This is a genomic window from Marinobacter sp. P4B1, assembly GCF_001447135.1.
Lineage (GTDB): Bacteria > Pseudomonadota > Gammaproteobacteria > Pseudomonadales > Oleiphilaceae > Marinobacter > Marinobacter vinifirmus.
Genome location: NZ_LLXM01000015.1, coordinates 736,914 through 747,486 on the forward strand (window position 1 = coordinate 736,914; position 10,573 = coordinate 747,486).

The following is a 10,573-nucleotide window of genomic DNA, read 5'->3' on the forward strand; positions in this document are numbered from 1 at the left end:
TTATCAAGGGTTTTTCAGCAACAGGAGGGATTCTGTGACAGTGTCGACAGAGGCCGGACAACCTCTGCCGCACTTTCAGGACAGGCGGGTCAGGCAGGGGCAGCCCAGGCTGTTCTACCGGCCACCAGCGTGAGCCGGACCCGGCCAGGCAATTCGCGGTCCAGTACCGGCGCATGCCGGCCGGCGGAGACCAGGGTCTGCACTGACGGCTGCCACGACTGCTCCGGCGCGAACACGCACAGGTCTGCCGCCTCACCTTCCGCCAGCCGCGCGTTTCGACCCAGCACCGAGGCCGGGCCGGCGGTCAGCGCGCTCAGCAGCCGGGCGCGCTCCAGCTCGCCCCGGGCGACCAGCTCAAGGCCCAGCGACAGCACGCTTTCGATGCTGGACAGTCCCGGCTCGGTAGCCGGCAGCGGTGCCTGCTTGGCAGCGCTGTCGTGGGGCTGGTGCTGGCTGACAATGGCATCGATCACGCCATCCCGAACACCGGCCACCAGCGCCTGCCGGTCGGCTTCGGAGCGCAGCGGCGGGCGCACGTGGAAACGGCTGTCAAAACCGGCCAGGGCCTCTTCAGTGAAACACAACTGGTGCATGGCCACGTCGGCCGTGACCTGAATCCCGCGCTTGCGGGCATCCGCCAGCATTTGCACACTCCGGCCCGAGGACAGCTGGCTCAGGTGCAGTTTCACACCGGTTTCTTCCGCCAGCAGCAGCATTTCCATCACCGCCGCGGTTTCCGCCACTTCCGGAATACCCAGCAGACCCAAGCGGGTAGCCACCTGGCCATCGTGGGAATAACCGTCAGCCGCCAGGGCCTGGTTTTCCGGGCTGAACATCACGGTCAGGCCGAAGGTCTGGGCATAGGCCATGCAACGGCGCAGGATCCGGGCATTGCGCACACCCCGGGAACCATTGCCCACCGCCACACAACCGGCATTCTTCAGGCCCGCCATGTCACTCAGCATTTCACCGTCGAGGCCCCGGGTGATGGCGCCCACCGGCAGTACCCGGACCGAGCCGCGCGAGTCTGCGCCTTCGCGGATCAGGTGGGTTACCGCACTGGAGTCGTTAACCGGCGAGGTTTCCGGCGAGGCACACACGGTGGTGAAGCCACCATGGGCCGCGGCCCGGGTTTCCGAGGCGATGTTGCCCTTCTGGCCATTGCCCGGCTCCCGCAGGTTGCAGCACAGATCAATAAAGCCCGGCGCGATTACGCAGCCACTGGCATCAAACTCCCGGTCCGCGCTGGCACTTACCGCAGCGCTGCCGAGGGCCTCGATCCTGCCATTGCGAACCAGCAGGCCGGGGTTGTCAGTTTCGGTGCCGGAACCGTCGAACAGGGTGCCACCGGTAATTTTCAGACTGTCATTCTGCTGGTGGCTCATGCCCGGGCTCCCTCGTGATCACTGTGTTTCTGCTGTCGTTCGGCCACCTGGCCGCCCATGGCCATGGACATCACCGCCATGCGGATGGCGATACCGTTGGTCACCTGGTTGAGGATGACCGATTGCGGGCCGTCGGCCACCGCTGATTCAATCTCGACGCCCCGGTTGATGGGCCCCGGGTGCATCACAATGCAGTCCGGCTTTGCCAGTGCAAGCTTGTCCTGGTTCAGTCCGTACAGCCGGTAGAACTCCCGCTCGCTGGGCAGCAGCGCCCCTTCCATACGTTCTTTCTGCAGCCGCAGCATGATCACCACGTCCAGGTCTTGCATGCCCCGGGCCATGTCGTATTCCACGGTGCAGCCCAGGTCTTCCACGTCTCTGGGCAGCAGGGTACCCGGTGCAATCACCCGCACTTCCCCGGCGCCCAGTACGTTCAGGGCACGGATCTGGGAACGGGCCACCCGGGAGTGCAGCACATCGCCAACGATGGCCACTTTCAGGCCTTCGAAGCTACCCTTGTGCTGGCGAATGGTCAGCATGTCGAGCATGGCCTGGGTCGGATGGGCATGGCGGCCGTCGCCGGCGTTGATGATGGCCACGCCCGGGGTCACGCTTTCGGCAATAAAGTGCGGCGCGCCGCTCTGGGAATGGCGCACCACAAACATGTCGCTGGCCATGGCTTCCAGGTTGAGCAGGGTGTCAGACAGGGACTCGCCCTTGGAGGTGGCGGAGGTATTGATATCCAGGTTCAGCACATCAGCGGACAACCGCTTGGCCGCCAGCTCGAAGGTGCTGCGGGTGCGGGTACTGGATTCGAAGAACAGATTAACCACCGTGCGGCCCCGCAGCAGGGGCACTTTCTTGATCCGTCGCTCGCCTACTTCAATGAACGAGTCGGCAGTGTCGAGGATGTCCGTAAGCAGTTCGCGGCCCAGGCCATCCAGGGTGAGGAAATGCCGCAACTGACCGTCCCGGGTCAGCTGCAAGTGGTTCGGGGAGGGGTCGTTCGCGGTCATGGCTCGCCTGTTGTCTGGTGGGGAGTATTACTGCCCGGTTTCCTGGAATTCAATGCGCAGCGGATCAGGGCCGCGCAGTTTTACTCGCTGGTGGGCGTCCAGCGCAAGTGCCTTGCCGGTGACATCCGGCTGCACCGGCAATTCCCGGGCGCCCAGGTCTATCAGTGTGGCCAGTATGATACTTGCCGGACGGCCGTAATCGAAGATCTCGTTCATGGCTGCCCGTATGGTTCGACCACTCATGATCACGTCATCAATCAGGATGATGTCGCGGCCTTCGGTATCGAACGGCAGGCTGGAAGGCGCTACCCTGGGGTTCAGGCCAATGCGGCTGAAATCGTCCCGGTAGAAGGAAATATCCAGCTCGCCGTAGGGTTCGGCCAGGCCCAGGCGCTTGCTCATCACATCCGCCAGCCACACGCCGCCGGTACGGATGCCGATCAGCGCCGGGTTGTCGACGCCACGCTCTGCCAGAATCCGGCGCAGGCCGGCTTCCAGTTCATCCAGCAGCTGGTTGATATCAAGCAATGCGGTCATTAATGCCTCGTCAGTCAGGTTTGCCGGTCTGCTCCCGGCACCAGGTTTCCAGAATCAGTACGGCAGCCCGGTCGTCCACCCCGTGGCGGCCGAAATCCCGGCTACCGCCGGCGGCCATCACATCACCCTTGGCTTCGAAACTGGTCAGCCGCTCATCGACCATCTCTACCGGCACATGGTAGCGGCCGTGCAGGCGCTTGCCGAACTTGCGGGCCCGGGCACACATGTCGTTCTCGGTGTCGTCCATATTCAAAGGCAGGCCCACCACCACGATATCCGGCTGCCATTCCGCCAGCAGTTTCTCGACCTGCTGCCAGTCCGGAATGCCGTCACGGGCCGGGATCATGGCCAGCGGCTGGCCGGTGCCAAGCAGCTCCTGGCCGCTTGCCACACCAATGCGGCGGGTGCCGAAGTCAAACGCCAGGATTCTGCGGTTACCGGTATCAGGCATGGCCCACCGAATCGCTGAGCTGGTTCAGGTCTATGCCGATCAGTTTCAACACCGCCTCGTAACGTTTTTCCACCGGGGTGCGGAACAGGATGTCGGTGCTGGCCGGGCAGGTCAGCCAGGCATTGCTGCCCAGCTCTTCCTCCAGCTGGCCTTCACCCCAGCCGGAATAACCCAGCGCTACCAGAAACTCTTTCGGCCCTTCGTTGCGGCCGATGCCTTCCAGGATGTCCCGGGAGGTGGTCAGCAGTACATCGTCCGTCACCGTGGCGGTGTTCTGCCAGTGCTGCCCGGGAGAGTGCAGTACAAAGCCTCGCTCCGGCTGCACCGGGCCACCGGTAAATACCGGCAGGTCCAGCTCGCCACCGTGCATATCGAGCTGTTCAAGGATTTCACCCAGGTGAATGCCCAGAGGCTGGTTGATCATCAGCCCGAGCGCACCCTCGGAGGAATGCTCGCACAGGTAGATCACGCCCCCGTGAAAATTGGGATCGGCCAGCCACGGCGACGCCACCAGGAAATGGTGCCGCAAACTTGCCTTGGTTTCCGTGCCGGTTGTCATCCGGATGTCAGCCCCCGCCTCTGGAACGACCAGGTTCGTATGATTTCCAGTTCGTCGACCTGCTCGCGCATGTCTTCCGGGAAGGGCGCAAACGGCGCTGCCATGCGCACAATCCGGATGGCGGCATCATCGAGTACCGTGCTGCCGGACGACTGGAGAATCGCCACTTGCTTGATTGTGCCATCTTTGCGCAGAGAAACCAGCATCCGCAGGTCACCATAAAGGCCGGAACGGCGCGCTTCGTTGGGATAGTTCATGTTGCCGACCCGGGTCACCTTGCTGACCCAGTTCTGCACGTACCAGGCATTATCCGACTTGAGCGTGGACGCCGCGGTTACCCGCATGACCCTGGGGCGCCGGGCATAGGCCTGCTGCTGGGCGTCGAAGCGGGCTTCCAGGCTGGCGATTTCCAGGCTGCGCTCCATCAGGCTTTTGCGCTCGGCCCGGGGCAGCGGCTCCGGATCTTCCCGGGTTTCCGGCTGCCGGACCTGCTGGCGGGCCTCGCTTTCGGTCTGCACCACGGCCCGCTCTTCCTGCGGATTGGGCTCTGCCGTGGTTGCCGGCTCCGGCTGGATTTCGGCCACCTCCGGCTGGCTGACCTCCGCCGGCTGCGGCGAGGTCATTTCCATGGCCTGCTCTTCAGTACCACTGCCCTTCTGGCTGGTCTGGGCCAGGAAGTCGGCCTTCTCCGGCGCTTCCTCGTCGTCAAACTGCGACAGGGTGATTTCCATGGTCTGGGCAGAGCTGCGGGGCGGTTCCGGGGCGAAGGTAATGCCCAGCACGACGATGGCGTGAACCGCCAGCGCCATGAACAGGGTGAAGGAAAACCGGTCGAAATCGCTTACCTGAACTGCCATTACCTATCCTGATTCTGTGCCCGCATTACCGGTGCTGTTCAGCCCTGTGACAACCGGCGCTCCACGGCGTCCAGCAACATACCGGCAATATCGATGCCGAAGGCAGCGTCCAGTTCCCGGATGCAGGTGGGGCTGGTTACGTTGATTTCGGTGAGGTAGTCGCCAATCACATCCAGGCCCACAAACATCAGGCCCTTGGCCTTGATGACCGGTGCCACCCGGGCACAGATTTCACGATCCCTGGCGGTCAGTTCACGGCCCTCACCCCGGCCGCCGGCGGCCAGGTTGCCGCGATTCTCGCCTTGCGAAGGAATGCGCGCAAGGGCGTAGGGCACCGGCTCGCCGTCAATCAGCAGGATGCGCTTGTCACCGTCGGTGATTTCCGGAATGAATTTCTGGGCCATGGCCTGGTGCGCGCCATAGCTGGTCAGGGTTTCGATGATCACACCCAGGTTGGCGTCGTTTTCTTTAACGCGGAAGATCGAGCGACCACCCATGCCGTCTACCGGCTTCATGATGATGTCGCCGTGCTCGGCATAGAAATCCCGGAAACGCTGGGAGGAACGGGTCACAATCAGGGGTGGCGTGAGATCCTCGAACTGGGTGGCAAACAGCTTCTCGTTGCAATCCCGCAGGGTGGCCGCCGGGTTGACCACCAGGGCACCCTGCTGTTCCGCCGCTTCCAGTATATAGGTGGCCATCAGGAACTCCCGATCGACCGGGGGATCCTTGCGCATCAGGATCACATCCAGGTCGCCCAGTGCCGTGTCTTCAGCGGCACCGTAGCTGAACCAGTTTTCCGGATCGTTATGCACCGTCAGCTTGCGGGTATGGGCACGGGCCTGGCCACCGGCCAGGTACATATCCGGCAATTCCATGTACTCGATTTCCCAGCCCCGTTTCTGAGCCGCCAGCAACATGGCCAGTGAGCTGTCTTTCTTGAAATGGATATCCTCGATCGGATCCATCACGATCCCGAGCCGGATTGTCATAGAGTCTCCTGGAAAGTCGGTTGGGGAGCGGGAAGTTGCTCCGTCAAAAACACGAACCGGTATACAGAGCAAACCGGTGCAAGGTGCTATGCTGAAACCCTAGATGGTATTGTACCCGAGCCATAAATGCATCCGGATAAATCGCCACATCAATCCGTGACGCAGCGGGCAGAAGTACATTTGGTCACAAACTAATGCTTTTTATCCGGCCATCGATATTCTATAAATGTGCGGGGTTTATAGATCAACCTTAATGTTTGTGTTAAAACCCCGTTCGAAAATAACGACAGTCGCTAGAGCGCAAGGCAGTTGGACAATGGATGACAACTTCGAGAACTTGAAGATCATGGTGATCGACGACAGCAAAACCATTCGTCGCACCGCAGAAACCCTTCTGAAAAAGGTCGGCTGTGAGGTCATCACTGCCACTGACGGCTTTGACGCTCTGGCCAAGATTGCCGATTCCCAGCCGGACATCATCTTTGTTGACATCATGATGCCCCGCCTGGACGGCTACCAGACCTGCGCACTGATCAAGAACAATTCCTCTTTCAAGAAGACGCCGGTAATCATGCTTTCGAGCAAGGACGGCCTGTTCGACAAGGCTAAAGGCCGCATCGTAGGCTCCGACCAGTATCTGACCAAACCCTTCAGCAAGGATGAGCTGCTCAACACCATCCGCCAGTACATGCCGCAGGCGGAACAGTAAAACCTGCTGAACCCCCAGAACCATCGAGGAAACCATGGCCCGCATTCTGATTGTTGACGATTCGCCAACCGAAGTTAAGAAAATCTCCACCATCCTGGAAAAGCACAAGCACGAAGTGCTGACCGCCGACAACGGCGCCGACGGCGTAGCCAAGGCCCGCGCGGAAACTCCGGACCTGGTGCTGATGGACGTGGTCATGCCCGGCCTGAACGGCTTCCAGGCCACACGCCAGCTGACCCGCGCACCGGAAACCGCATCTATTCCGGTTGTGATCGTAACCACCAAGGATCAGGAAACTGACCGGGTGTGGGGAACCCGCCAGGGTGCCAAGGGTTACCTGGTCAAGCCAGTTAACGAAGACGACCTGATCAAGACAATCAACAGCCTGATTGCCTGATCCCTGACTTTGGAGTTCGCATGTCCGCCCAGGCCGCCCCTTTTGCTGTTCTGACGGATATCGCCCGGCGCAGCCGTTCCATGGCGGCCGGCCTGCCGGAGCAGGAAGAAGCCGTTGAACTGTGGAACGGTATCGGCTTCATCCTGGCCGGCGAGCACTACGTTGCCCCGATGGGGGAAGTCACAGAAATCCTGCACGTGCCCCGGTTTACCCACATTCCGGGGGTCCGCCCGTTCCTGCTGGGTGCCGCCAACGTCCGGGGCCGGTTACTGCCGCTGGTTGACCTTGCCAACTTCTTCGACATCCCCCGCTCTTCACGGAATGCCCGTGAACGGCGGGTGCTGGTGGTTGAACAGGGCGATGTGTTCAGTGGCCTGGTGGTCGACACCGTGCTGGGTATGCAGTATTTCGCAAAAGACAGTTTCAGGGCCAGCACCAGCGGTGTGCCCGAAAACGTTCAGCCGTTTGTGAACGGCGGCTACGAACGTAACGACGAAATCTGGAAAGTATTCTCTGCCGCCACCCTGGTGGAAGACGAACGCTTTCTTGATGTTGCACAGTGGTAAGGGTGATGGCACTGGCAGGCACATCACCCTGTCCATCTGAAGCCCGCTACACCAAAATTGCCATTTCCAGAAGAAAGAGGCCGGGAGCCAGAAAATGAAAAACAGAGCCGGAAGACTCAGTACCGGACAGGGCGGCAACAAACTCGTTGCCGGCCTGATCGCAGCGCTGATTGCACTTACCGTCCTGCTCGTTGTGGTGCTGTTCATCATCAACAAGGACGGCCAGAACGATCAGCAATACATTGCCAACACTGCAGAAATGCGGGTGCTGTCCCAGGAGATTGCGAAGAACGCGACCGAGGCTGCCGGTGGTACCGCCGAAGCGTTCGACCAGTTGCGTCGCTCCCGGGACGAGTTCCAGCAACTCTGGACCAGTGTTACCGAAGGCAATCCGGAAACCGGCCTTCCGGCCAGTGAACTGGCACAACAGAGCGGTGTACAGCAGCACTGGAACAGTGTTCGCGAAAACGCTGACAGCATCCTGTCTACCCGGGAAGCGGTACTGGGCCTGCACGAAGTAGCCCGCACCCTGAACGAAACCATCCCGCAGCTGCAGGTGGAATACGACGATATCGTTCAGATCCTGCTGGATAACGGCGCACCCGCCGAGCAGATCTCCCTGGCCCAGCGCCAGTCCCTGCTGGCCGAGCGTATTGTCCGCTCCGTTAACAACGTACTGTCCGGTGACGAAGACGCCGTTATCGCCGCCGACCGTTTCGGCCGCGACGCCAGCCTGTTCGGCCGGGTACTCGAAGGCCAGCTCAACGGTAACCCGGCCATGGGTATCAGCCGGGTAGCCGATGAAGACGCCATCTACGGCCTGGAAGCGGTTGACGAGCTGTTCGAATTCGTTTCCCAGAACGTTGACGCGATTCTTGAAGCCTCTCCCGACCTCTTCAAGGTTCGTACCGCTGCCAGCGACATCTTCCAGAACTCCGAAATCCTGCTGGCCGAGCTGTCGGTACTGGCTGACGGCTTTGGCTCCCAGTCCGGCTCCCGCCTGGTCAGCCCGACCCTGGCCTTCTTCATCCTGGCGGCCATGGTAGCGATTGTAGTGTTCATCGGCCTGGCCCTGTACCGCGATGCCCAGTCCCGACTGGCCACCACCCAGGAACAGAACGAGCAGAACCAGAACGCGATCCTGCGACTGCTGGACGAACTGGCCGACCTGGCCGATGGTGACCTGACCACCGAGGCCACGGTAACCGAGGACTTCACCGGTGCCATCGCCGACTCCATCAACTACGCGATCGACCAGATGCGCGGACTGGTGCAGGCCATCCGGGGTACTGCCGTACGGGTAGCCGGTGCGGCCCAGGAAACCCAGGCCACAGCCATGCACCTGGCGGATGCGTCCGAGCACCAGGCCCAGGAAATTGCCGGCGCCTCTGCCGCGGTTAACGAGATGGCGGTGTCCATCGACCAGGTATCTTCCAACGCTGCGGAATCCTCAGCGGTTGCGGAGCGGTCGGTTGCGATCGCCAAGAAAGGCGCGGAAGTGGTACAGAACACCATCCGCGGCATGGACAACATCCGGGAGCAGATCCAGGAGACCTCCAAGCGGATCAAGCGTCTGGGTGAATCCTCCCAGGAAATCGGTGACATCGTATCCCTGATCAACGACATCGCCGACCAGACCAACATCCTGTCCCTGAACGCGGCAATCCAGGCCTCCATGGCCGGTGATGCGGGCCGGGGCTTCGCGGTGGTTGCGGACGAAGTTCAGCGCCTTGCGGAACGTTCCTCTGCGGCAACCAAGCAGATTGAAGCGCTGGTTAAGACGATCCAGTCTGACACCAACGAAGCGGTTATCTCCATGGAACACACCACCGCCGAGGTGGTCCGTGGTGCCCGTCTGGCCCAGGACGCGGGTATCGCCCTCGAGGAAATCGAGAACGTATCCATGTCCCTGGCGGAGCTGATCCAGAACATCTCCAACGCGGCACGCCAGCAATCGTCCTCTGCGGCGCACATTTCCAACACGATGAACGTTATCCAGGAAATCACCTCGCAGACCTCCTCCGGTACCAACGCCACGGCGAAGTCTATCGGTAACCTGGCTGAAATGGCGTCCGAGCTGCGGTCCTCCGTTGCCGGCTTCACCCTGCCGGATGAAGACCAGGCCGACCAGGAACAAGAGCAGGACAACGATATCCCGGTGGTCAGCTGATCACCGGCCCGGGGCAGATAACGGTTTATGGCTCAGATGCATAACCAGCTGTCAGCCGCCGAAGGGATCTGGGCACTGCGCCGGCTTCCGGATATGGACGAGGCGCAGTTCAACCAGTGGCAGACCCTGCTGGAACACCGTACCGGCATGACCCTGACGGCCGACCGCCGCTCCTTCCTGGAAACCAACCTGGGAATCCGGATGCGGGAAATCGGCTGCAGCAGCTACCAGGCCTACTACGAGAAAATCGTATCCGGCCCGGATGCCATCAGGGAATGGGCCACACTGGTGGACCGCCTGACCGTGCAGGAAACCCGGTTTTTCCGGGATGCCGATGCCTTCAGGCTGGTGGCCGATTACGTACTGACCCGGCCCCGGGAGCAACTGAGAAAGCGCGCACTGGAAGTCTGGAGTGTTGGCTGCTCCACCGGCGAAGAGCCCTACACCCTGGCGATGATTCTGAACGAATGCATGAACCAGCTGGCTCTGCAGCCCCTGTTCGGGGTAACCGGTTCGGACATCAGCCAGCCGGCCATCGAGAAGGCCAGGCTGGGCCAGTACAGCGCCCGCAAGTTGCTGGGTATGGATGAAGACCTGAAAGCCAGGTACTTCCGCCCTGCCGAAAGGAACACCGTAGAAATCGTGAACAGCATCCGTGAACGGGTGTGTTTTACCAGGCTCAACGTAATGGATCTGGGCAAGGCACCCATGCACGGCATGAACATTATCTTCTGCCAGAACCTGCTGATTTATTTCCGCCGCTGGCGTCGGCGGGACATTGTGAAAAGGCTAGCAGAGCGTCTGGCACCGGGGGGCTTACTGGTGCTTGGCCAGGGTGAACTGACCGATTGGCAGCCACCGGGCCTGCAGAGGGTTCCCTCGGAACATGTACTGGCGTGGATCAAGCGCCAGCCCGACGAAGAATAACCGGAGT

12 protein-coding genes are annotated in these 10,573 nt (G+C 61.2%); 5 read left to right on the forward strand and 7 right to left on the reverse strand.

The window, feature by feature from the left end:
- Window positions 1–89: 89 nt before the first annotated feature.
- The 7 genes from AQ621_RS15020 to gshB are packed head-to-tail and all read right to left on the reverse strand — an operon-like array spanning window position 90 to window position 5,797.
- Window positions 90–1,385, reverse strand: a complete 1,296-nt coding sequence (locus AQ621_RS15020) for a dihydroorotase (protein WP_058342088.1) — start codon at window positions 1,383–1,385, stop codon at window positions 90–92.
- Complete coding sequence (locus tag AQ621_RS15025; protein ID WP_022990368.1) at window positions 1,382–2,401, reverse strand: aspartate carbamoyltransferase catalytic subunit; 1,020 nt, start codon at window positions 2,399–2,401, stop codon at window positions 1,382–1,384. Before AQ621_RS15025 ends, AQ621_RS15020 begins: the two co-directional genes overlap by 4 nt.
- A 27-nt stretch (window positions 2,402–2,428) precedes the next feature.
- Window positions 2,429–2,938 (reverse strand): bifunctional pyr operon transcriptional regulator/uracil phosphoribosyltransferase PyrR, encoded by a 510-nt coding sequence (gene pyrR, locus AQ621_RS15030; protein ID WP_058342089.1) that lies wholly within the window; start codon window positions 2,936–2,938, stop codon window positions 2,429–2,431.
- Window positions 2,939–2,948: 10 nt separating this feature from the next.
- Window positions 2,949–3,389, reverse strand: coding sequence for a Holliday junction resolvase RuvX (gene ruvX, locus AQ621_RS15035; protein ID WP_058342090.1), 441 nt, complete (start codon window positions 3,387–3,389; stop codon window positions 2,949–2,951).
- Window positions 3,382–3,948 (reverse strand): YqgE/AlgH family protein, encoded by a 567-nt coding sequence (locus AQ621_RS15040; protein WP_058342091.1) that lies wholly within the window; start codon window positions 3,946–3,948, stop codon window positions 3,382–3,384. Before AQ621_RS15040 ends, ruvX begins: the two co-directional genes overlap by 8 nt.
- Window positions 3,945–4,805 (reverse strand): energy transducer TonB, encoded by an 861-nt coding sequence (locus tag AQ621_RS15045; protein WP_058342092.1) that lies wholly within the window; start codon window positions 4,803–4,805, stop codon window positions 3,945–3,947. The genes AQ621_RS15040 and AQ621_RS15045 overlap by 4 nt, the downstream gene beginning before the upstream one ends.
- Window positions 4,806–4,843: 38 nt before the next feature.
- Entirely contained in the window at window positions 4,844–5,797 is a 954-nt protein-coding gene (gshB, locus tag AQ621_RS15050; RefSeq protein ID WP_082641110.1) for a glutathione synthase, read from the reverse strand.
- A 316-nt stretch (window positions 5,798–6,113) separates the two neighbouring features.
- Between gshB and pilG the strand changes: the two genes are divergently transcribed.
- From pilG to AQ621_RS15075, 5 genes are all read left to right on the forward strand, one after another.
- Window positions 6,114–6,506: a twitching motility response regulator PilG gene (gene pilG, locus AQ621_RS15055; protein ID WP_011787170.1), complete on the forward strand. Its 393-nt coding sequence runs from the start codon at window positions 6,114–6,116 to the stop codon at window positions 6,504–6,506.
- 34 nt (window positions 6,507–6,540) lie between these two features.
- Window positions 6,541–6,903 (forward strand): twitching motility response regulator PilH, encoded by a 363-nt coding sequence (pilH, locus tag AQ621_RS15060; RefSeq protein WP_011787171.1) that lies wholly within the window; start codon window positions 6,541–6,543, stop codon window positions 6,901–6,903.
- 20 nt (window positions 6,904–6,923) lie between these two features.
- Window positions 6,924–7,469 (forward strand): chemotaxis protein CheW, encoded by a 546-nt coding sequence (locus AQ621_RS15065; RefSeq protein ID WP_058342093.1) that lies wholly within the window; start codon window positions 6,924–6,926, stop codon window positions 7,467–7,469.
- Window positions 7,470–7,563: 94 nt separating this feature from the next.
- Window positions 7,564–9,639 (forward strand): methyl-accepting chemotaxis protein, encoded by a 2,076-nt coding sequence (locus AQ621_RS15070; RefSeq protein WP_058342094.1) that lies wholly within the window; start codon window positions 7,564–7,566, stop codon window positions 9,637–9,639.
- Between the two features lie 27 nt (window positions 9,640–9,666).
- A complete protein-coding gene (locus AQ621_RS15075; protein WP_058342095.1) occupies window positions 9,667–10,566 on the forward strand; it encodes a CheR family methyltransferase in 900 nt (299 codons plus the stop codon).
- Window positions 10,567–10,573: the final 7 nt, after the last annotated feature.

What these genes read in the sequence shown, in the direction of transcription:
- AQ621_RS15075 (WP_058342095.1), top strand. Translation starts at nt 9,667, where the DNA reads ATGGCTCAGATGCATAACCAGCTGTCAGCCGCCGAAGGGATCTGGGCA.
- AQ621_RS15065 (WP_058342093.1), top strand. Translation starts at nt 6,924, where the DNA reads ATGTCCGCCCAGGCCGCCCCTTTTGCTGTTCTGACGGATATCGCCCGG.
- ruvX (WP_058342090.1), bottom strand. Translation starts at nt 3,389, where the DNA reads ATGCCTGATACCGGTAACCGCAGAATCCTGGCGTTTGACTTCGGCACC.
- AQ621_RS15045 (WP_058342092.1), bottom strand. Translation starts at nt 4,805, where the DNA reads ATGGCAGTTCAGGTAAGCGATTTCGACCGGTTTTCCTTCACCCTGTTC.
- pilH (WP_011787171.1), top strand. Translation starts at nt 6,541, where the DNA reads ATGGCCCGCATTCTGATTGTTGACGATTCGCCAACCGAAGTTAAGAAA.
- AQ621_RS15020 (WP_058342088.1), bottom strand. Translation starts at nt 1,385, where the DNA reads ATGAGCCACCAGCAGAATGACAGTCTGAAAATTACCGGTGGCACCCTG.
- AQ621_RS15070 (WP_058342094.1), top strand. Translation starts at nt 7,564, where the DNA reads ATGAAAAACAGAGCCGGAAGACTCAGTACCGGACAGGGCGGCAACAAA.
- AQ621_RS15040 (WP_058342091.1), bottom strand. Translation starts at nt 3,948, where the DNA reads ATGACAACCGGCACGGAAACCAAGGCAAGTTTGCGGCACCATTTCCTG.
- pilG (WP_011787170.1), top strand. Translation starts at nt 6,114, where the DNA reads ATGGATGACAACTTCGAGAACTTGAAGATCATGGTGATCGACGACAGC.
- pyrR (WP_058342089.1), bottom strand. Translation starts at nt 2,938, where the DNA reads ATGACCGCATTGCTTGATATCAACCAGCTGCTGGATGAACTGGAAGCC.
- gshB (WP_082641110.1), bottom strand. Translation starts at nt 5,797, where the DNA reads ATGACAATCCGGCTCGGGATCGTGATGGATCCGATCGAGGATATCCAT.
- AQ621_RS15025 (WP_022990368.1), bottom strand. Translation starts at nt 2,401, where the DNA reads ATGACCGCGAACGACCCCTCCCCGAACCACTTGCAGCTGACCCGGGAC.